Source organism: Roseivirga ehrenbergii (assembly GCF_001593005.1).
GTDB classification, from domain to species: Bacteria; Bacteroidota; Bacteroidia; order Cytophagales; family Cyclobacteriaceae; genus Roseivirga; species Roseivirga ehrenbergii.
The window spans coordinates 473,027-495,728 of the sequence record NZ_LQZQ01000002.1; the positions used below are offsets into that span (position 1 = coordinate 473,027).

Annotated in this window: 16 protein-coding genes and 2 tRNA genes; 5 read left to right on the forward strand and 13 right to left on the reverse strand. The window is 39.2% G+C overall.

Going from position 1 to position 22,702, the window contains the following annotated elements; translation table 11 throughout:
* The first annotated feature begins 3 nt into the window (after positions 1-3).
* Genes MB14_RS03970 through MB14_RS03980 form a run of 3 tightly spaced genes read left to right on the forward strand, consistent with a single transcriptional unit; the run spans position 4 to position 5,012 of the window.
* Complete coding sequence (locus MB14_RS03970; protein WP_062588965.1) at positions 4-1,392, forward strand: ABC transporter permease; 1,389 nt, start codon at positions 4-6, stop codon at positions 1,390-1,392.
* A gap of 1 nt (position 1,393) precedes the next feature.
* A complete protein-coding gene (locus tag MB14_RS03975) occupies positions 1,394-2,794 on the forward strand; it encodes a DUF3526 domain-containing protein (RefSeq protein ID WP_062588967.1) in 1,401 nt (466 codons plus the stop codon).
* Positions 2,795-2,804: 10 nt separating this feature from the next.
* Positions 2,805-5,012 (forward strand): DUF5916 domain-containing protein, encoded by a 2,208-nt coding sequence (locus tag MB14_RS03980; RefSeq protein WP_062588969.1) that lies wholly within the window; start codon positions 2,805-2,807, stop codon positions 5,010-5,012.
* Positions 5,013-5,264: 252 nt separating this feature from the next.
* On the opposite strand, the gene MB14_RS03985 is transcribed toward MB14_RS03980, so the two are convergent.
* A tRNA-Leu gene (locus tag MB14_RS03985) sits at positions 5,265-5,348 on the reverse strand.
* Between the two features lie 181 nt (positions 5,349-5,529).
* Positions 5,530-5,602, reverse strand: a tRNA-Gly gene (locus MB14_RS03990).
* 237 nt (positions 5,603-5,839) lie between these two features.
* On the opposite strand from MB14_RS03990, the gene MB14_RS03995 reads away from it, so the two are divergent.
* Positions 5,840-8,203, forward strand: a complete 2,364-nt coding sequence (locus MB14_RS03995) for an ABC transporter permease (protein ID WP_062588971.1) — start codon at positions 5,840-5,842, stop codon at positions 8,201-8,203.
* Between the two features lie 47 nt (positions 8,204-8,250).
* Here the strand turns inward: MB14_RS03995 and MB14_RS04000 are convergent, their stop codons facing one another.
* The 5 genes from MB14_RS04000 to MB14_RS04020 form a co-directional block, all read right to left on the reverse strand.
* Complete coding sequence (locus tag MB14_RS04000; protein WP_053222374.1) at positions 8,251-8,700, reverse strand: hypothetical protein; 450 nt, start codon at positions 8,698-8,700, stop codon at positions 8,251-8,253.
* A 41-nt stretch (positions 8,701-8,741) separates the two neighbouring features.
* Complete coding sequence (locus MB14_RS04005; RefSeq protein WP_062588973.1) at positions 8,742-9,275, reverse strand: RNA methyltransferase; 534 nt, start codon at positions 9,273-9,275, stop codon at positions 8,742-8,744.
* Positions 9,276-9,381: 106 nt separating this feature from the next.
* On the reverse strand, positions 9,382-9,999 hold the full coding sequence (locus MB14_RS04010; RefSeq protein ID WP_071387096.1) for a porin family protein: 618 nt from the start codon (positions 9,997-9,999) through the stop codon (positions 9,382-9,384).
* 102 nt (positions 10,000-10,101) lie between these two features.
* Entirely contained in the window at positions 10,102-11,025 is a 924-nt protein-coding gene (locus MB14_RS04015) for a Cbp1 family collagen-binding glycoprotein adhesin (protein WP_132644066.1), read from the reverse strand.
* A 185-nt stretch (positions 11,026-11,210) separates the two neighbouring features.
* The gene (locus MB14_RS04020) at positions 11,211-12,566 is read right to left on the reverse strand and encodes a sigma-54-dependent transcriptional regulator (protein ID WP_062588978.1); all 1,356 of its coding nucleotides are present in this window, start codon (positions 12,564-12,566) and stop codon (positions 11,211-11,213) included.
* 631 nt (positions 12,567-13,197) lie between these two features.
* On the opposite strand from MB14_RS04020, the gene MB14_RS04025 reads away from it, so the two are divergent.
* Positions 13,198-15,597: an ABC transporter permease gene (locus tag MB14_RS04025; protein WP_062588980.1), complete on the forward strand. Its 2,400-nt coding sequence runs from the start codon at positions 13,198-13,200 to the stop codon at positions 15,595-15,597.
* A 2-nt stretch (positions 15,598-15,599) separates the two neighbouring features.
* Here MB14_RS04025 and MB14_RS04030 read toward each other — a convergent pair whose 3' ends face one another.
* From MB14_RS04030 to MB14_RS04055, 6 genes are all read right to left on the reverse strand, one after another.
* A complete protein-coding gene (locus MB14_RS04030; RefSeq protein WP_062588981.1) occupies positions 15,600-17,483 on the reverse strand; it encodes a hybrid sensor histidine kinase/response regulator in 1,884 nt (627 codons plus the stop codon).
* Positions 17,484-17,960, reverse strand: coding sequence for a Rab family GTPase (locus tag MB14_RS04035; RefSeq protein WP_062588983.1), 477 nt, complete (start codon positions 17,958-17,960; stop codon positions 17,484-17,486).
* Positions 17,953-18,789, reverse strand: a complete 837-nt coding sequence (locus MB14_RS04040) for a hypothetical protein (RefSeq protein ID WP_062588985.1) — start codon at positions 18,787-18,789, stop codon at positions 17,953-17,955. Before MB14_RS04040 ends, MB14_RS04035 begins: the two co-directional genes overlap by 8 nt.
* Before the next feature lie 10 nt (positions 18,790-18,799).
* Entirely contained in the window at positions 18,800-19,150 is a 351-nt protein-coding gene (locus tag MB14_RS04045) for a hypothetical protein (RefSeq protein ID WP_062588988.1), read from the reverse strand.
* A 3-nt stretch (positions 19,151-19,153) separates the two neighbouring features.
* A complete protein-coding gene (locus MB14_RS04050; RefSeq protein ID WP_062588990.1) occupies positions 19,154-19,783 on the reverse strand; it encodes a peptidoglycan-binding domain-containing protein in 630 nt (209 codons plus the stop codon).
* A gap of 193 nt (positions 19,784-19,976) precedes the next feature.
* Positions 19,977-22,670 carry a carboxypeptidase-like regulatory domain-containing protein gene (locus MB14_RS04055; RefSeq protein ID WP_062588992.1) on the reverse strand — a complete coding sequence of 898 codons (2,694 nt, stop codon included), beginning with the start codon at positions 22,668-22,670 and terminating at the stop codon, positions 19,977-19,979.
* Between the last annotated feature and the right edge of the window lie 32 nt (positions 22,671-22,702).

Below are 22,702 nucleotides of genomic sequence, written 5' to 3' on the forward strand. Positions count from 1 at the left end.
TCTATGATTTTCCATGTAGCCAAAAAAGAGATTAAAGAGACATTCCGTTCGGGTCAGTTTAAATGGATGTTCGGTATTGTGGCAATCCTTAGCTTAGTGGCCGTTTTTATTAGCCATAAGCACTGGCAAGAGAAAAATCTTCAGCGTGAACAGGCGCAAGAACATGCTAGGGAGTTATGGTTGGCACAAGGCGCTACCAATCCGCATAATGCCGCTCATTATGGTACTTATGCCTTTAAGCCCCAGTTCCCTCTTTCACTAATTGATCCAGGAGTAGAAAAATATACTGGAATTTCGATTTTCTTAGAAGCACATAGCAGAAATGAAGCAGACAATGTAGCCGCTGCGGACCAAACTGGCCTTTCTCGTTTTGGAGATTTGACACCTGATTTTATACTGCTGTTTATCGTTCCTTTAATGATTATTGCCTTGGGCCATCATTCGATAACAAGAGAGAAGGAACAAGGTACTATTAGAATTATTAAGACCCAGGGAATTAGCAATGGACAGTTAGTTTGGGGCAAATGGTTTGGGAACTACATTCCTATTGCGCTGCTAACCACCTTTCTATTTATTCTAGCCGCTGTATTTATTCAAGATTTTAATTGGAAATTTTTGGCAACTATGTGGCTAGTTTATCTAGTCTATTTTGCCATAATTAACGCTATTACCCTTGTAGTCTCCTCATTGACAAGTAACTCGGGTATTTCATTGGTTATGTTGCTAACCATTTGGATTGTAAGCTGTCTGGCGGTCCCAAAGATCGCCAGCAGTTATACCAATGAAAAGTATCCTTACCCCACCCGGCAAGAGTTTGAGTCTGCGGTAGCAGAAGATAAAAAGCAAGGCATAGACGGACATGACCCATGGAGTGAGGCTTCAAAGAAATTGGAACAGGAAACCCTAAAGACTTATCAGGTAAATAGGCTGGAAGATTTGCCCTTTAACTTTGATGCTTTTAGAATGCAAAAAGGAGAAGAACACGATGCTGAAATTTATTTCAAGCACAACGAAAAACTAAGAGAGGTTTACCAAGCACAATCAAAAGTTTATAAGAATCTGGCATTCCTGTCTCCTTTCTTACCTACCCGATTTATGTCCATGTCGCTGGCCAATACAGATTATGCTACACACTGGAATTTTGCAGATTTGGCCGAAAAACACCGAGTAGAAATGCAACGCATTCTGAACGACAACTTTGCCGAAAACTCTAAGCTAGGAGAATGGAACTATAGGGCGGATGCTTCATTATTATCGGAAGTTCCTGACTTTCAATTCGATGCTCCTAAATTCAATGAAGTAATGAGTAGTAACCAAAGCAACCTGCTTATTCTCACGGTTTGGCTACTCTTCTCCTTTGGTCTTTTGTTTTTCGTTTCAACCCGTATTTAAAATGCTTTCTCTCAATATTCTTCACGAAACAAGGCTACTCAGTCGTAATTATTGGTTTATTTCGTTGTCTATGATGCTGTTAGCGCTCTGTTTATATGCAGGCCATAATGGTATGAAACACTTTGAAAGAAGACAGCTAGATTTACAAGCAGCCATTGAGAATCAAGTTGCTAAAGAACAAGTAGTTCAAGAAGTGGCTCTCGCTTTGAGTAAAGGAGAAGAACACCCTAGTTCTTTTAGGCTTTCTCCAACCAACGTGGCAATAGCTACTGGCCGACTGGCCACTATGCCAGCTACTGAAATGAGTAAGTTGGGCATTGGCCAAAGCGACCTCTACGCTCATCAATTAAAAATAACATCCAGAGAAGATTTGGCCACCATGAGTTTCAATGAGCTCACCAATCCGGTGCAATTACTCTTTGGTAACTTCGATCTGGTCTTTGTTATTACCTACCTAGTTCCGCTTATAATTATTGCATTTTCATATAATTTGCGATCACAAGAACTCGAGTCGGGCCGGCTCAAATTGTTAGCTTCAAGCCCAATACGCACCAATTTATGGCTGTTGCAGCGGTTTATTATCAGGTGTTGTTCATTAACAGCAATTCTAACGGTAGCACTTATTGTCACAGCGTTATGGATAGGAGTTGCGTTAAGTAGCCAATTGTTGGTTTTCTTTCTTATTACTTATGCTTATCTGGCTTTTTGGTTTGCAATTTCCTATTTGGTTAATATTCTAGGTTCATCTTCTGCTAGAAACTCTATTTCATTGCTTTCATTTTGGATTGTGATAGTTTTAATCCTTCCGGCAGTTATAAACCAGGCAGCAAATAGTATATACCCTACACCTTCAAGGGTTTCGCTGCTAAATGAAATAAGGGAAACCAAAAAGGAGTTGAGTGAAGCACAAGATCAAGTGCTAGATGAATATTTAAGAAACCATCCTGAATTGATTAGAAATGAAGGTGAAAATGCCTTCGGATACTGGCAGGGCTACTTTGCCAGTCAGGAAATTATGGAGAAGACCCTTGCTCCTCTGGTTGATGCATACGATCAGCAATTGGAGAAGCAACAAAAATGGATAGATGCATGGCGCTATTTAAGCCCAGCTGTTCTATTCCAAGATGGAGCTACACAATTGGCTGGCACTTCTTCTAAAAATTACAATGAGTTTAAAGGTTATGTAAAATCATTCAGTTTAAACTGGAGGGCACATTTCATGCCCTTTGTTTTTGACAACAAAATGCTCGATCTCGATGATCTCGATAATATTCCAGAGTTTGAATACCGCTCTTCGATTGGAGCTTCTGGTATATGGATCAATATATCTGTATTACTCATTTTATCTGTGTTAATGGCCTTGAGAGGGCTTGGGTTGGAAGGAAAGCGACAACTTTTGTAAATGGGCTAAGATGAAAAAGGTTCTACAATTACTCTTTATTTTAACTTGTTTTCAAACTTTGAAAGGTCAAGAAACGGGGGGAAACTTTCCCCCACCTGAAATAAGAAAAGAAGTTAGAGCTGTAAGGAGTACTGGCATAATAAAGATAGATGGCAAGCTAGAAGAAGCCGACTGGCAACGGGCTATTCCTGTTACTGATTTCTTCAGAATGGAACCTCGTCAAGGTGGCGACTATCAGTACAAGACAGAAGTTCGCTTACTTTTTGATGATAAGAACTTATATGTAGGTGCGTTTTGTGCTGATAGTTTAGGAAGGAAAGGAATCCGTGTTCAAGATCTCAGGCGCGATTTCAATTGGGGCGAAAATGATGCTTTTGGAATACAGTTAGATCCTCAAAACTTGAAACAGTATGCTGTTGCTTTTCAAACTACACCCTATGGCAACCAAAGAGACTTACAGAACTTCAATGATCAAAGTACCGACAACGACTGGAATGCCCTTTGGAATGTAAGAACTTCTCAAACCAAAGAGGGCTACTATATAGAATTTGCCATTCCTTTTAAATCACTTCGTTATGATTTGTCTTCAGAAGACGAAGAAACTGCTTGGGGGGTCACTTTTACAAGGCTGGCCAGAAGAGACTATGAACAAACCGTTTTTCCTGCCATTCCGCAATCTTTTAGCCCTTATCGAATGACTTATGCGGCTCAGTTAAAAGGACTGGAGTTGCCAGAACCAAGTGCTAATGTACGAGTTGAGCCATATGCCTTGTTTCAGTATGAAAGTCAAAAGGAGGGTGGAGTTTCTACTTCTACAAATGAATTTAAAGTAGGAGGTGACGCAAAGTGGGCTGTGAACCCAAATACTGTGGTTGACCTTACCTTCAATACAGATTTTGCTCAAGCTGATGTAGATAGAGCAGTTAACAACCTCGAACGGTTTAATATTTTCTTTCCAGAACGAAGACAGTTCTTTCTTGAAAATTCTGGCATTTGGTCTGGTAGCGATCAATCTTCAATTCGACCATTTTTCAGTAGAAAAGTAGGTTTGGCTGGAAACTTCAATGCCCAACCCGCCCCGATAGATATCGGAGCACGATATACCCAGAGGGATGAAAATCAGACACTGGCTGGCATGTATATCCATCAGGCCGAAACCAACATTTCACAGGCGGGTAATTTTGGTGTTTTTAGGTATTCCAGAAATTATGGAAAAGAGAATAATGTAGGATTTATGCTCACCCATCGTTTGGATGAAACCTCAGAGTCTTTAAATGCCGATAGCCAAAACAACTCTACTTTCACTGTGGATGGCCTTATTCGTCCTTCTGATATGTGGACGGTCAATTACCTCGCCTCATTCTCTGCTAATTATGAGCAGAATGATATAGGTTTTGCGGGGCGTGTTTTTGCTGGAAGACAATCCAATAAAGCGTATTTTGGTTGGGTGACAGAGTATATCGATCAGTCCTATAACCCAGCGATGGGTTTTATTAGCCAGAGTGATGTTATGAAACACAATCCCGGTGGGTATTTTATCGTTCGGCCAGAAAAGTTGAAATGGATTAGGAGATGGGACCCCGGTGTATTTGTAAACTACTATCACGATGCTAGCAATCCAGGCAATTTTCAGCAAGCGAGCCTCTATTTTTTTCCGGTTTATGTATTTTTTACGGATGGCAGCTTTATAGAATATGCCGTTACACCAACTTGGCAGAACATTAACTTTAACTTTGCTCCTCTGGGTGTTGATATTTCGCAGGATGATTACTTCTATGTTCGAAACGACATTAACTTCAACACCGACAGGTCTAAGAAATGGTCTTTGAGCGGAAGTTATGAGTGGGGTGACTTTTATAACGGGAAACAGCAAAAGGTTGTCGGTGGAGGAAGGTTAGCACCGTCACCTCATTTTGCGCTGAATTTTGATTACGAATATATCAGACTCCAAAACTTGGGGACGCTTCGACAAGATTTAGAAACACATTTAACCACGCTTGGTGGTAGGGTAGCCGTGAACCCGAGAATTCAGCTTTCATCTTTTTATCAATACAATACATTCGATGATCAAGGCCGCTGGAATGTACGTTTCAGCTGGGAATACCAACCGCTATCATTCCTTTATCTTGTCTTTAATAGTAATTCTATAGATACTACGGAAAGAGACTTTCAACAGCAGCAAACCATTGCTAAGATTACCTTTTTGAAGCAGTTTTAGAGAGTCTCTTACGCTGATTATCCATCCATTGATATCTAGATTCGATCACTCTGTCCTCGTCTTAGGAAAGGGAAAAATCGGCTTTTTGTACTAGGGGCGGCCTCCGAAGCTTCGAAGTGAACCCGCACGACCAGATGCACACAAGATTTTTAAGTCTTGCGTGTATATAAGTTCTATTACTTGGATGGAAAATCAGTTTGGGTAATGGGTTGGATAAAATACAAAAAGCCTCAGATTGCTCCGAGGCTTTTGTACCAGAGGCGGGACTTGAACCCGCACGACCAGATGGTCACAAGATTTTAAGTCTTGCGTGTCTACCAGTTCCACCACTCCGGCATCGACTATCAGATAGTCAAGTTTTTTGGTAGTCTTTAAAACCTATTGGCTCTAAAGTAAAAAAGCGCGATCATGATCACGCTTTGATATTATTGAGTGAAAAGACGATCCCGACACTTCGGGACAAATCTTGCGACTCATTGTAAATGACTTGATTAAATATCCGCGTCTTTACATAATGAGCGGGAGACGGGATTCGAACCCGCGACCCCGACCTTGGCAAGGTCGTGCTCTACCAGCTGAGCTACTCTCGCTTATTTCAGTACTTGTTTATCGCTCTTGTAGCGAATTGGAGTGCAAATTTAACTAAGGCCGTTAAATATGCAATGCGTTTGGCAAAAAAATAAATGTATTTCTTCTTCTGTCTAGTTGTCAGCGGTTTAAGGCTAACAAAATTTTCCATAGTGTGCAACCTAAGTTACTTTTTTGTGTCTGTGGAGTAATGAATTACAAATAAACGAGTCTCATAAGTAACTCAAATCAACAAAACCATGGTCAAGAACATTATCACCACTGCGCTGCGTGTCTTTTGGAAAGAACGCGGCTATTCCCTTTTAAACATTTCGGGGCTTACGGTTGGCATTGCTACAAGCCTAATGCTGTTTCTTTATATTCAAGATGAAAAGTCGGTCAATCTCTTTCATAAAGATGTGGATCGAATTTATCAGGTAATGGAGCATCAGCGCTATTCTGGTGGTTATGTGCTTACTACCACAGCAAATCCAGGTCCTTTGAAAGATGCTTTTAAGGCCGAAATGCCCGAAGTGGAATACATCACTCAGCTAGTTTGGGAGGAGGAGCGTTTATTTATAGTAAATGACCAATCTTATAAGTCTCGTGGCAGGGTCGCCAGTGAAGACTTTTTCCATGTTTTCGACTTTCCCTTTATTGAAGGCAGTCAGCAAAACAGTTTAACTGCACCAGATGTAGTGTACATTTCTGAATCTTTGGCAGAACGCATATTTAAGACCACTGCGGTTTTAGACAAAATGGTTCAGGTAAATGGCTGGGGCGAATATAAAATTGGTGGTGTGTTTAAAGACCCTCCAATAAACTCAACCCTTGATTTTGAATTTGTGTTGCCCATTGAGCCTTGGCTTAGAAACAACGAATGGTTGGAGAATTGGGGAAACAATGGGATAAGAGACTATATCAAACTTCATGAAGGTGTAGATGCTCAGGCCTTCAATGCAAAAATTAAGGATTATGTAAAAACCAAAAACGAAGGCTCGGTAGTTGATCTTTTTATACAAAATATAGGAGAGCAGTACTTGCACGGAAGATACAAAGATGGTGTTCAGGCTGGGGGAAGAATTACCTACGTGAGGCTGTTTGGTTATGTGGCTATTTTTATTTTGGTGATTGCCTGTATCAATTTTATGAATTTGGCTACGGCTCGTTCTTCAAAAAGGGCAAAAGAAGTAGGTGTGAAGAAAGCGGTGGGTTCTACCCGAGGTCAGCTGATTGCTCAGTTTATGGGAGAATCCATAATTATGGCTTTGGCGTCTACCTTGCTGGCTGGCTTGGTGATTATGTACTTGTTGCCCTCTCTGAATGATTTTACGGGTAAGGCCATGACTTTCTCTCTTCTAAACCTCAATAACCTACTTTTACTTGTGGGGATTGCTTTGGTAGTGGGTGTTTTAGCGGGTAGTTATCCTTCCTTATTTCTTTCCTCTTTTTCACCCATAAAAGTATTGAGGGGCAGTTTTCGCTCTTCGGGTTGGTCCAATGGCATTCGAAAAGGCTTGGTAGTTTTTCAGTTTCTGATTTCCATTTTTTTGATCATCAGTACTTTGGCAGTGCATAAGCAGATTTCTTATGTAAAGAACATCAACTTAGGGTATAACAAAGAGAGCATCATTTACCTTCCGTTGGAAGGTGAACTTCAGAATGAAAGTAAGATTGAGCTTTTTAAGGCTAAAATGCTCGAAAACCCTAATATTCTGAATGTATCTACGGCCAGTAATTCCCCGATTAATATTGGAAGTTCTACTTCAGGAGGTTTTTCATGGGAAGGAAAAGACCCTGAAAGTGAAGTGCTATTTACGGTTTTGCAGGTGAGCACAGATTTTATTGAAACTTTGGGTATGGAAATGAAAGAGGGGCGTTCCTTTGACCCTAATCTGGTAAGCGATACCCTCAATGTGATTATTAATGAGCAAACAGCTAAGAATATGAACGTTGACAACCCTCTGAATCAGCCTATCACTTTTTGGGACAGGCAAGGTAAGGTGGTTGGTATTGTAAAGGATTTCCATTTTGCATCGCTGCACAATAAAATTGATCCTTTGGTGATCAGTTTAAGGCCAGAGTCATCGAATGTAATGTTTCTGAAAACAACTACGGCAAATACCAAAACCACTTTAGATTATGTAGAAAAGGTATTTAAAGAAGTGAATGGTCAGTATCCGTTTGAGTACCAATTCTTGGATGAACAATATGAAAACCTCTACCGCAGAGAATCCGATATTGGTACTTTGGCCAATATTTTCACCCTGATTGCTGTGTTTATTTCCCTGTTAGGACTTTTCGGCTTGGCTTCTTTTGCGGCAGAACAACGCATCAAGGAAATTGGTATCCGCAAAGTGTTGGGGGCTGGAATTGGCAATTTGATTATGCTTTTAGCCAAAAATTTTCTGCTGCTGGTGCTTTTGGGTTTTGGAATTGCTGTGCCTTTGTCTTACTTCTTCTTGTCCGATTTCTTGTCGGCTTTCGAATATCAGGCAACCATAGGTGTAGGAGTATATATTATTGCAGGTTTTGCGTCTGTAATTATTGCTTTGCTTACAGTAAGCTACCATTCGTTCCGTGCCGCAGCGGCAAACCCTGTAAAGAGCTTGAAGTATGAGTAAATGGAATTATGAGCTTGTTTGGGTTCTTTAGTCTAAGCAAGCTCAAATTACTTCACAGGTGCATAAGGATTAATTTCTCTTAGCTTTTCTTCTAAAGCGCGAAGGTCTTTAATGCGCAACCAGCTAATGCGCAGTTTGTGTTTTTGAAGTTTGTCGTCTTTGTCTAAAAGATTTAGCCCTATGTGGAGGTGATCGGTTTCGTAATAACTATCAAAGTTGTACTTAGTCACCAAAATAGATTTCTCCTTTTTAGAGAATAGTTTTTTAGTACTGATGGCCACTCCATTTTCAGTTTCAATAGCCGTAACGTATAGCGGCCAATTGACCAAACTAGACAAAAAGCCAAAAACAGGGGCAAAGCCAACCAATAAGATCAGGCTTGGTAAATCGGGCCTGATTATATATTTGTACACAAAAATAAACACCACAAAAAGCAGGTAGAAGTACAGCAAGTACTTAAAACGGTTTACTTTTCCTTTGTTGCTAATTTGCTTCATATGATCAGGCTTTTCGAAAGGTGAATTTAAGCAAAAATGAGTTACCCAAACTTTATTTTACGGGTCAAATCCCATAACACCACACCAATGCTAACCGAAATGTTTAGCGAATGTTTGGTGCCAAATTGAGGGATTTCGAGGCAGCCATCAGCAACTTCGATTACTTCATCTTCTACCCCAAAAACTTCGTTTCCGAAAACAAGTGCATATTTCTGGCCTTCTTCAATTTTAAAGTTCTCTAATGAAGTACTGTTATCGGCTTGTTCTACAGCCAATACTTTGTAGCCCTGTTGCTGTAGGTCTTTGCAAAGTGTTGCCGTGTTTTCTGCATGTTCCCAATCTACGGATTCGGTAGCACCCAAGGCGGTTTTGTTGATTTCCCTATGGGGAGGTTGGGCAGTAATGCCGCAGAGGTAAATTTTTTCTACTGCGAAAGCATCGGAAGTACGAAAGGCCGAACCGACATTGTTCATGCTACGGACATTATCCAGAATAAGCACAAGCGGAAGTTTTTCGGTGGTTTTGAATTCTTCGAGCGTCAGCCTGTCGAGTTCGTCATTTTTTAATTTTCGCATGGTCAAAATTAAAAAACTATAACTGATAAGAACGATAGTTTTTGGGCATAAAAAAAGAGTAGAGTCCTAAGACCCTACCCTACACATATGGCTTTCAAAAGAACCATCAAAAATGAAAGCCGATATAGACTGTTAATGCCGAGTTTTTAGCTTCGCTTGTGGCTTCTCCAGCGAAGGATCCTGATTTACCGATTTCTCGGAAACCGTAGTTATATCTTACTCCCAAAATACCTCCGTCAAAGTCGTAGCCTAAACCTGCTACTCCACCATAGTCTAAAGTGTTGAAGTCGTCTCGGTCTAGTTCCTGGATGCTGTTTATAGAACCATCTCCGTCTACATCTTTGATTTTAACACCAGCCAAAAAGCCTACATAAGGGCCCGCATGTAAGTTAAGCTTGCCCAAATTGGCGCTAAGCATAACCGGCATTTTGATATAATTAAGATTGTATTTGTATGTACCGCTGCCCGAAAGAAAATTATCGTATTGCAGGGCTGCTCCTTTTTGAGCGTATAGGAATTCATGCTGAATGCCTAAGAAGTTTGTGATTTTGATTCGGTTATAAATACCAATGTTTAAACCGACTTTTGCATTTTCGTCATCTACATCATCTACATATAGATTTGAAATGTTAGCGCCTACAGTAAAACCTGTTTGGGCCTTTGCCGCTGATGCCATAAGTAACATCAATAGGGCAATTATGTATAGTTTATTTGTCTTTTTCATGGTTCTCGATTTTTAGTATGGTTGTATTTTTTAGCTTTTAAAGTAAGCTCCGGTTAAGGAGCCTACTTTTCTTGCTGGCTATTGCTCAGTTGAGGAGGGGCATTAGCTTTTTGTTGAAATCACTAAGTATTTAGATACTTGCCAGAATTTCTTAGGGTCAGTAATTTCTAAGTACTTAATGTTTGATTCGTTTTCGTCTTGTACGATTACATAAGAATCGGCAGGGTGTTCGGTAACCAATTCAATTTTATCTGCTTCTATTGGGAGTTTAGAAAACTCACGAATATCAGTTTCAATATACTCATCGCCTAAGGCAGATTCGTTTAAATCAATTGTTCTTCCGAACCATAAAAAACCACCTTCTCTAGAAACTAAACCTCTTTCTTTAAGGTCTTTGAAGCTACCCACAGCATAGTGAACAGTATTCAAATCGTCATTTACAGATGTTAGTAATTCGATTTCTTGATCTTTAGTATTGATTTCTCTTACCTGACTTGTTGATATCACTTGAATGGAGTCATATCTGCTTGCAATCATATTGATTTGCTCATCTTTTCTAAGCACTTCGCTTCGTAAGTCGGCAATCATAACGCTTCGTTGTTCCAAATCCTCAGTCAACTGATTGATTCGTTTTTGAAACCCAGATAACTTCAAATCGGTGTTTCTCAACTTTCCTTTTAGGTTTTCTATCGTTTCGTTCGACTGCGCTACCAAATTATCGATCAAAGTAAGTTCTTTTAGAAGCTTGTCTTTGTTATCGGCATTGTCTCCTGTTTGGGCGTTAGCAATTAGGTTTTCCTTTTCAACAATCGTTGCTACCTGATCTTCTACCTGACTAAGCATATTTAATACTTCGTTAAAGGCGGAATCCCTAGAAGCAATCTCGCTTTTCATTTCTTGAATAGAAACGGTTTGTTCTTCGATTACTTTTTGTTTTTCACCATTACTGCAAGACGCCAGACCTACAGTGGCGAACGCTGCTAGCACTAAAAGCGCTTTGCTTGTTTTTGAATTTTGAATTTTCATGGCTACTGATTTATATGTGTTAATACTAATTTTTCTCTTGTGCTTGGTATTATGCCAAAACAAAGCCACGATGAGAATTAGTTATAAGTAATTGTAAATCAGTATGATGTGGTGGATTAAAATAAAAAACGCTCTACTTTTGAGAGCGTTTTTGTCAAAATGAATAAAGTTTGAAGCGTTTTTGGCTAATTCTTTTCTTCGATTTCTTTGAGCATTCGGTAAATGGTGGACTGACCGATATCTAATTTTTGGGCTACCAGCTTGATGTCATTATCGTAGTTCTTCAAATACAACTGAATGATGCGCTGGTTGTATTCTTTTAAACTCATTTCTTCACCCGACATTTCAGCAATTACATCTTTAGTGCCGAAGGTGATGTCATCAGGTTGGATGGTTTCGCCTTCAGACATTACCACTGCAAGTTCCACCACAGATTTTAGTTCTCTGATATTTCCTGGGTAACCATAACCCAACAGTTTTTTAGAAGCGTCTGACGATAAGATTTTCTTACTCAAACCATTCTCTTTACAAAATTCATCAATAAAGTGTTTGGCCAGAACAATGATGTCTTTTCCGCGTTCGCGCAAAGGAGGAAGGTGGATGGTGAGTCCGAAAAGGCGATAATATAAATCTTCTCTAAAATTGCCAGCCTTAACTTCTTCCAGTAAATCGCGGTGGGTAGCGGCTACAATCCTACAATTGATTTTAACCACCTCTTTTCCTCCCACTCGGGTAATTTCTTTTTCTTGAAGTGCCCTTAGTATTTTGGCCTGAAGAGTTTTGTCCATTTCACCCATTTCATCCAAAAAGAGCGTTCCGCCATTGGCCTGCTCAAACTTTCCAATATGTCGATTGGCTGCCCCCGTGAATGCTCCTTTTTCATGACCAAAGAGTTCGCTTTCTGCTAGTTCTTTCGGAATAGCACTCATGTTTACGGCTACAAATGGGCTTTCTTTCTTTTCCGAATTATAATGAACGGCCTTGGCTACAAGTTCTTTACCAGTACCAGTTTCGCCATTAATGATTACAGAGATATTGGTGATTGTAGCTTTTTTAATTAGCCCAAAGACCTTTTTCAGAGGTTCACTTTGCCCAATAATTGAGTTCTGGAAATCGTATTTCTTCTCAACTTCTGATTGAAGGGTCTCTATTCTTTCTTGTAAGGAAGAATGCTCACGAATGTGTTTAATTACATTGTGTAGCCTATCCTTTATGTCTTTGGTTTTGGTAATGTAATCGTAAGCGCCATTTTTAAGCAGCTCTACGGCAGTATCTATTTCGCTTTGCTCGGAAATGATGATTACCTTGATTTCAGGAGCGATCTCCTTTATCTTTTTCAAAAGATCTTCTCCATTGGTATCTGGCAGGCGATAATCCAGAGTTATTACCTGTGGCTTTTCTTTAAGAGCGTCCAATAAAGATTTTCCGTCTTCAAAAGCTACTACGCGGTAGTCTGGGTTTAACTCAAGGGTATACACCAGAAGTTTTCGGTACCATTCATCATCTTCAACTACGAAAATGGTAAAAGAGGCTTTATTCATGCGACCAATTTACAAAATGAAATTAAGCTTGTGTGTGCAATTTGACTTTTCACAAATAACATGTTTTTAAAACAGATGATTGTCACCAGATGTTTACATATGATTTTTAACTATTCGAATTTAGCATGTTATGTGGTTATTGAATAATGGAGGAGGGCATGTACCAAAAAGAGCCTTCCGAATAGAGCATAAAAAAACCCGAGGTTAACTACTCCTCGGGTTTTAAACAAATAAACTACTAACTTAATGAAGATGATCACACGTTTGTGATCGAATTCTTTGAAACCTGAGGGTTACTACTTCTCATTGATTTCTAATACAAAGATCGTTTTTTTAAGAGAAAGGTTGTGTTTCTTAAATTAATTTAACGTTAATTAACTGGTTGGTTCATATCCTATTTGAGAGGTAACCTGCTTCTTTGAACCAATTCACCCCTTCATTTATGCGTTCACGGGCTCTAATCAATGTTTTTAGGATCGTAGACATTTAGAATACCCAACCGAATTTTTTATGATTTGTTAATTATCAATTGCTGATTGGGAATGGCGGGAGAATAATCAGCCCAAATGTTTTTCAACTTATTATTTAGTTGTAGATTTATTCGATAGGTCAAAACAACAAACAACAAACAATGAACTTCATTAACTTAAAATTTACCCTTCGTTTCTTATGGAGAAATAAGTTCTTCACGCTTCTTAACCTTCTAGGACTTACTCTCGGGCTAACAGCCTCGATTTGGTTAATGCTTTATTTGAAGAATGAGCTTTCTTATGATAAATACCATGAAAATGGAGATCGGGTTTATCGCTTTAGTCACCTCATTAAGGCGCCTGGAGTAGAGTTCAATACTGCATTTTCGGCCCCAGAGTTATCTCCAATGTTGGCAGAAGAATTTCCGGAAATTGAAACCTATGCTAGGTTTAGTCCGGCAAACAGAAGAGAGGTTACCTTAAAAAATGAAACCTTTAGAGAGCGAGATATTTTCTATACGGATTCCGATGTTACTAAAGTTTTCACCTTGAATTTTATAGAGGGAAATTTGGAATCTGCACTATCAGAGCCTCATTCTGTAATTATTTCGGAGAATATTAAAGAAAGACTTTTTGGTAATGATTCGGCAATAAATCAAATCATTGAAATTGACGGAAACAATCTGAAAATTACTGGAGTGTTCGAGAATCAACCTGAAAACACTCATTTTAAATTTCAAGTACTTATCTCTGGAATTGCACAAAGGGAATTTGCTTTTCAGGATGGTGTATTTAATTCTGAGGCGTTATGGAATCCGAGTTGTGCGAATTATATATTGATGAAGCCAGGCTTTGACAAAGCTCGGTTTCTGGAGAAGTTCAAGGCGTTTAATGAGAAGTACTTCATGCCATTCGGTAATAAAATTAATGGAGAGCATCATTTGCGTATTCAAAAATTAGCTGAGATCCATTACGATAAGGATAAAATTGAAGATGATTTTGCGAAGGGAAACCCAAATAACCTTATTGTCTTTAGCATCATTGGGTTTTCGATTCTCTTTTTGGCTTGCATTAACTACATGAATTTGTCAACGGCTCGCGCTGGCCTTCGTGCTAGAGAAATTGGGATTAGAAAAGTATTAGGCTCGGATTCCATAAGCCTTAGAATGGCACTTCTTTTCGAGTCTCTTGTTCAGGTTTCTGTGGCCTTAATCTTGAGTGTAACTATGGCTTGGTTGCTTATCGAATATTCGGGTTTTCAGTCATTGTTGAACGTGAATTTTTCATTCAACTTGTTTGCGCACCCTGATTTGATTGGCCTACTTCTGGTCTTGGTAATCTGCACTGGTTTGATTTCAGGGCTGTATCCAGCATTATATTTAGCCAAAATAAAACCTGTTAAAGCCCTAAAGGGGAATTGGGTTGCAGACAGAAGCGGTAGTTGGATTAGAAGGGGCCTAGTGCTTTTTCAGTTTGTAATTTCAATTGGCGTTTTAACAGGGACTTTGCTTATGAAAGACCAACTGAACTTCTTACAAGACAAGGAATTAGGTTATGATAAAGACCAAATTCTTGTTATCAACAGCCAGGATAGTTTAGCAAGAACCAAGTTTAAGGTATTAAAAGAGGTGTTTGAGCAAAACCCACAAATAGAAGCAGTAAGTTCTTCCAATTTTTTACCCGGTACTGATGTCGGTCAAACTGTTTTTATGGTTGAAAAAGACGGAGAAATGCAGCAGCAGGAATTCAAAACATTGCAGGGCGATGCAAATTACTTGGAGACCTTTGGGATGACATTAAAGGAAGGCACATTCTACCGAGGGGATGAGACCAGAGGCAATGCCTATTTTGTGGTTAATGAAACCGCGGCAAGAATGCTTGGCTGGGAGAACGCAATTGATAAAAAGATGGGCTTTTTTCATCAAGAAGAGTTTGGGAGGGTAATTGGAGTGGTAGGTGATTTCAATTTTTTCTCACTGCACAACCCTATTGAACCTTTAGTGATTGTTTTTAATAACCAGCCCGGTAGCTACTTGATTGTAAGGTTCAGACCAGGAAATGAGGAGAACTTAATAGCGAGCATAAAAAGTACTTGGGAGAAAACTATCCCAAATTATCCGCTCAATTACTCTTTCTTAAACCAAAGTTTACGTGATCAATATGAAGCGGACAAGAATCAAAACACCTTGATCACTTCCATGTCAATACTCTGTATCTTCATCTCTTTAATAGGGCTTTCAGGACTTTCTGCTTTTAATGTGAGTCAACGTAGAAAAGAGATCGGTATACGAAAAGTACTTGGGGCCATGACGCGCCAAATTATACAAATCATTTTTTCTGATACCCTAAAAATCATTGTTCTGGCAGGCATAATTTCTGCCCCTATCTCATATTGGGTCATCAATAAGTGGACAGAAAACTTTGCTTATCAAGCTCCTGTCAGCTTCTTCTCCATGGTGATTTCTGTGATTGTGGCAGTTCTTTTGACACTGAGCATTGTCAGTATTATTGTATGGTTTACCTCGCGAAAAAACCCATCGGAAACCTTAAGGTATGAATAAGGCTAAATGTATGTTTTCAAGTCATTTAATGCGAAGGCGGTACCTGTTGTAAATTCTTTGATTTGCTGCTTTGTGGATTCGTTTACTTTACCTGTTTCTACCTGATGATGTATAGACTTACGGGCTTCGCTTAGAAAGGGAATTCCTAAATAGTCTATACTAGGGCGTATTTTATGCAAAACTTTTCTTACTTCGATCCAGTCTTTTCTGGCTGTTTTTTCTTTCAGTATATTCAGTTCCATTGGGAGGTTTAAGAGAACCACCTCAATCATCTCTTTCAAAAAGCTTTCGTCTTCCTGAACCGTGCGTTTAAGTATACTCAAGTCGACTTTGAACTTGTTTTTCAAGGATAGAACTTGAAGAATGCTCTCTTCTAGAAAAGGCAGATCCACGGGTTTTTGCAATAACTGCCAATTGCTGAAAAGTTCTAAGGAACTGAATTCTTCAACTTCGCTTCCGCTTACAAAAATGAAGGGCACAAAATCGTTTACGCTTCTTCTCTGCTCTATTACTTTAATGCCACTCATGCCCTTGAGTTGGATATCGGAAATAACAATATCGAAAGTGTTATCAGTTAAATTTGAAATCAGCTCTTCGCCAGAAGCTACTACCGTGAGTTGCGCTTTTCGCGACTCTAAAAATGCAGCAATTACCGCACGACTTACGGGGTCGTCTTCCCCAAAAAGAATTTTAAATTCGGCAAGAGAGGGGGTTGGTTTCGAATCTGGTTGCTTCTTTTTTTCTTTCTTGGCTTGTCCTTTATCAAAAGCAAGGTCGAAGCTCATGGTGGTGCCTTTTTGTGGCTTACTAATAATATTGAGGTTTCCCCCAAAAGCTTCAATAAGCTTTAAAGCAATGTTTAGGCCTAAGCCAGTTCCTCCAAAAATTCTGGAGGTGCTTTGGTCGGCTTGAGAATAAGGTTCCAAAACACTTTTAACTTGCTCTGGAGTCATTCCAATTCCCGTGTCGGTCAATTCAAAATGAATATTGACTTGATTGTTTTTCAGTGCAGTTGGCTTTACTGTAAGCGTTACTTTACCTTCTGAAGTAAATTTTAGAGCATTCCCTATCAGGTTATATAATACTTGACTTAAGCGCGTTGGGTCACTTTTGAGAAGAATAGGCTCATTAGGAATGTTGAGCTTTACTTGGGTGTTTTTTCTTTCTGCTTCAAATTCAAAACCAGCAATAATGTTGTTAATGCATTCTGTTAGGTTAAAATCTATTTGCTCAAAACGAAGCTTGCGGGCTTCAATTTTAGAAATATCTAAAATATCGTTGATGATGGAGTTAAGGTGGTCAGAAGTAGCCTTTAGCGATGGTAAATAATCGTTCAGTTTTGATTTGTCGTCTTGAATAAGGCTGACTAAACCTGCAATGCTATTTAATGGAGTTCTTACCTCGTGGCTTACGTTGGCAAAAAATTGATTTTTAAAAACTTGAATTCTCTTCAACTCCTCGTTTTGATACCCAAGAAGCTGGTTTTCCATTTCAGCCACTTTATTCTGAAGTAGTGCTACTTCTTCATTAATAACGCTATTGTTTCTGCTTTGCTGATTTAAAAGAATTCGCGGATAATCACTCGTTTTGTCAAGTATAACTAACTGAATTTGTCCGTTTTCTAGCTTCTCAAAAGTTAGGCTCAATAAACCTTGTCGCTGTTCTTCCCATTCTACTTCAGGAAATTCATGGCTTTCACCACGAGCCATAGTTACGAACACTTCTTGTAGGCTTTGTAGAAAAATGAACTGGTTGAAAATAGGTTCACTACTATTAGTTTTTAGCAATGTGTCGCAGCTCTCGAGTATTTTTCCAGCCTCATCAAAAATTATTACCTGAATTTTTGATGCTACTTGCTGAAGTTTGACTTTATCGAGCTTATTCATTTACAGCATTGCTTTAGCGAGGTCGATAAATGCTTCTTCAACATGTTCCCCTGTTTTGGCACTTGTGGCTTTAAAGGGAAGCGTGATGCTTTCTTTAACACTGTTAAACTCTTCTTCAGAAATCAAGTCTTTTTTGTTTCCTAAAATTTGAATGGGAGCATTGGGTAATAGCGTTTTTAAATATTCTATCTGCCCTTCGAGGTTTTCGTAGGTAGAAGGGCGTGTGAGGTCAAAAACATAGATAATACCATGTGAGCCCAGCTTATAGCTTTTTGATACGCTGTTCTGCTCGGTTTCACCGGCAATGTCCCAAATGAGTAGGGTCATTTGATATCCATCGAACTTAACTAGTTTCTTATCTATTTTTACTCCAATAGTAGTGAGGTATTTTTCGGAAAATTTACTGTATACGAATTGTTGTACTACAGAGGTTTTCCCTACTCCAAAATGGCCAACAAGAATTACCTTTTTATTCATTCTTGTCAAAGTTATCAAAGTATTGCTCAAGACCAGAGGTTATTCTTTCTTGCTTTACTTCTTCATCGGCATCTTTGGCCTTTCTAAGTACTTTTTCGGCAAAATCTAGCAATGTGTCGTCCAGTTTGTCACGGAAAGCCATGCTCATTCCGCCCGAAGTAACCACAGCAATAAAGAATGATTTGAAGTTCTTTATTACGATTTTATAGTTGTCGTAATCAATGCTGTCCAGCTCCTGAGTTTCGCCTTTGAAAGCATCTTCTACAAAGGCTTTAATGGCAGTGAGCATTGCCGCAATCATGTCTTGATCTACCGAATGGTTTTTAGAGAAGCTCCCCATAAGCATGCCGGATTGCTTTTCAACAATAAATATTTCCTCAATTTTAGGCTCAATGAGCTTAGAAATAATCATGTTTTTTTGAGGCGTGCCGGTAAACCAAGCTTTGATTCGAATTTTCCAAGCCTCCCAAGAAAAAGCAAGCTTCATTTGCTCATCTACTTTTTCAGAAAGCTTTTCTATTTCGCTGGTAATGTATTTTTTGATCATTCTACCCAAAATAGGATAGAGTGCTTCTACCACTTCATCTTGCGATTCGCGAATCTGTTTGCTAATGGTTTCGGTAATTTGAGGGCCGAAAAGATCTGGAAAACGATGTCTTAGGCTTTCGCGTTCATCGTCCAAAATAGGCTGAATTTTTTCTTCCAGCCTGTTTCTAGAGTTTAACTGATCATCGAGGTCGCTTAGCTTTTGGGCAAACTCTTCCCTTTCCTCCCAGTCTTTCTCCAGAAGGATTTCTCTAAGTTTATCAAAAGCCAAGCCTTTGCTCATGAATGGTTACTTATTCAGCGATTTGTTTACCCATTTCTTGCAATAGGGCACCGAGTAGCTTTCTGTTTACTTTTCTATTGTCAAGGTCGGTAACAGCTTCATCCATATCAGACCTAAGCTGAGTAACCTTCTTATTCATGTCGGTTCTTAGCTCGTTGATGATGTTGTTGAGCTGATCGCGGGTGTCATTTAATTCGCTTTCAATTTCGTTGCGCGTACGCTTGATTAACGCTTTGATTTCGTTGAACTCAGCATCGTACTGCTGCATGCTTTCACCAAAAATCAATTGTTTAACCGCGTCAATTTTTGGGTCGCCTGAAGAAACAGGTTGTTTCTTTTCTTCTTCTTTTTCCTTAGCCATGATTTATTTAATTAAAGCTTTAAGTGTTTTTTCGTCTACTTCGCCCGAAGGGAAAAGACCATTGTTTTGTTGAAAAGTCTTAAGCCTATTGGCAGTAATTAGGTTAAATATTCCGTCTTGAGGAATGCTGTCTGAATCGGTGTTTAATAACTTTTGAAGTTCCCAAACGGCCGCACCTTTTGCTCCGATTTTTAGATCGAGTAAATGGTAATTTCTTTCAAAGTTAATGTCTTCTCGAGTCAAGCCTTGTTCAAAATACATTCGGACTTCGTAGTCATTATAACCTTTAGATTTTAGTTCGGCAGACAGCTCAAGTTTAGTTTCGAGCATTTTGGCTGTGGCAATCATTTCATTATACACTTCTGTTGCTCTGGTAGATTCAAAATCTTCGTTGTTGATAAATCGAACATCTATTTGATCGTTTCTCCACAATGAACGGGCGTAAGAACCCACTTCTAAAGCAGTTTTATAGTATTCTTTAAGCACAGCGCGATCGTAAAAATCGGTATCGATATTTTGGCTTAGTTCATAATCGTAAGCCGATGGCGGATTGAATCTACGATCTTTTAGATACTGAACTGCGATATAGGCAACTACACCTATGAGTATTACAATAACAAGAAGACGCTTCATGACTGTATGGATTAAAAAATCTCAGCCATAAAAATAGCAGAAATTATTGATCGGATAACATTGTGGCGGGGGATAAAACTGCAAGACTGTTAAACACGATAAGATTTTGATAATAATGCTGTTATGAGAAAGGCATAAAAAATGCCGCTCAAAACCGAGCGGCACAGAATAGAATTTAATATAATGTATTTTGTTATAAGTCGTAATTCACTGAAAATAAGAAATATCGCTTTTGAATAAAGTACTCGTAAGTGCTGATTAAGCTTTCCGAAAATGAATCTCTTCTAATTCCCGTGGTGTTCAGCAGGTTCATGGCGGTGGTTTTAAACTCCCATTTGCTGCCTTCTTTTCTGTAACTCAATTTGGCATTTAGCAGGTCGTAAGTGCTTTTTGTTCCGTTAGAAGTGTTTTTATAAGTGTTATACTCATAGTCGGTATCGAAACGGAAATCTTTTAAGAAATTGATGTACAAACGAGCCGTAGGTTTGTGATTTTCGAACTTACTGCTAGTGCTGCTGGCAGTGTAATTATTGAATGAAACTTCATAACCAAAATTGAACTCTAAAGCTTTTAAAACCGTGGTAGAAAGCCCCGCTTTATAGCCTTGTTGAAAGCTTACATTTTCATTGGTCAGATCGCTAATGCGGTTATTCGTTACCGACCGCGACCAGTTTCCGGAAAGACTAACCCTGTAATGGTCGAACCTTTTGTCGATACTGGCATTCCCCGACATGCTTTCATTGGCAAAATCAATGTTAGTAGGTGTATTTACCCTTTCCAATCCGCTGAAATCTATAATGTTGGTGATGTCGTCATAGCGTTTTTGGTAGTTTACTCCGCCCGAAACGTTAAGGAAATTATACATGTTGAAATTGAAATAGTTGAGGTTTATATTATGATACCAACTATTGTCTAACACTGGGTTTCCAGCAAATAACGAGTTATAACCCCTTACAATTATGCCTTGCGCAGCGTTTTGAATATCTGTAAAACTGGCTGACATTCCATAATTCAGATTCAGTGAATGTGAATTTCTGAAATTGTATTTCGCATTTAACGAAGGAAGTAAAAGTGTTTTATCGAAACCTTCGGTGATGCCGTTTTGCTGATTTTCGATGGAATATTGATGTAGGTTAAGCCCTGGGTTCAATACCAACTTTCCAAACTTCACTTTGTAGTAAAGCCCGAAATAATAATCACTGAAACTATAATCAACCAAGTTATTTAAGTCCGGATCGTTGAACTCATTCGTAGTCCCGATGTCGAGCCTTTCCATAATACTGGAGCTTAAATCCTGACTCGTTTGGTTCACCCCAAGTTTGAAATTGATATGGTTGGTGTTGTTCAGAATTCTATAATAGTTAATGGCGGCTTCGGCTTGCTCGGTACCTATATTTTTGAATTGAAGCAGGTTGTAAGGGCTGTTGCCCGTCATAGGAATGATTGCCGCAAAAGGCCTTTGCGTTGTCGACAAGTCGTATGTTGGGTCTTGTTCTTGATTTTTATAGGTGACTTCGGCCGAAAAAACGTTCTTTTCATCTGGGGCATAGAATGCCCTCAGTTGCTGTTCAATAGAAAATGGCTGTTGAGTGCTTAAGCTGTTAATATCATTCGATGTATTATTGAAAAGCGAATTTTGAAGGTCTGAATTTTCAATATTAGAAAGTCGAGAGAACACATTATAATCCAATTGCAAACTTGTGTTTGGCGAATAGGTAATGCCCAATTTGAACAAACCCGAAGTACTCTGCACATTCGATTCAGTGGTTAGTGTTTCTGTTTCTCCTGATTGTAAAACATACTGGCGTTCCGATATTGAACCCAAAGTGTTGTCTACTTTAGAGCCAATGGCAAAACCTGAAAATCTGATTTTGCTGCTAGGCGTGTAATTGAAATTGAGTGCACCCAGTTGGTTATTCAATTCCTTTGCGCTGTTTCTTTCTGCCATTGGAATACCCAACTGGTCGGAGCTTACGCGGAAGTTTGAACCTGATCGGCTTGCTAAACTCGCTAAGCCACCGCTAAACCTAAAGTAATCACCCATGCTAAAGGCCAAATCGCCTACATTGTTGGCATCACCAATAAAGTTGATGTTGGTTTTCTTATCATAATAGAAAACGTTGGCGTGCGCTTTATACCTTTCTTCAGGGCCGCCAGCAAGTTCCAAATCGCCAAAAACCATGTTCTTCATGTCTTCTTTGAGTTGAATATTCAATGCCAATTGTTCACTGTTATTCACCCCGCTTAAAGGGCCAACGTCATTGAAATTCTGCAATACCTGAACTTTGTCTACTGCTTTAGCAGGTAGGTTTTTCGTGGCCAACTTGGTGTCACCCTCAAAGAATTCTTTGCCATCAACCAATAGCTTGTCCACTTTTTTACCTTGTACCTTGACTTGTCCATCTTCATCTACTTCAAAACCAGGTAAATCTTTGAGCACGTCTTCTAGCTTGCGCTCGTTGCCTTGGGTAAATACATCGGTTTTATAAGTAATGGTATCGCCTTGAATGAGAATGGGCATTTCAGAAACCACTTCTACAGCACCCAAATTTCTTTCGTCATTATTCAACTGAATTGAAACGGGTAGAGCTTGGGTGTCTTTGGCAGTGAAATACTTTTCGAAAGGAACGAAGCCAATAAAACTGACTTTGAGCTGATAGACCTTTTGGTCTTCTAGCAGTAATCTAAACTGGCCTTGTTTATTAGTGACTCCAAACGAAGCAATCGTTTTTTTAGTGGTGTCCATGGCCATTACATTGGCATATTCAAGAGGCAAGCCTAATGAATCTCTTACCTCGCCAAGGTAAACTACTTTTTGTTGGGCATTTGCTTGTTGTATTGCTCCACATAGAAATGCGAGCAGAAAAATAAAGCCTATTCTTTTCATGTTGTGAGTTTTTGACCTTTGGGTTCGAAAAA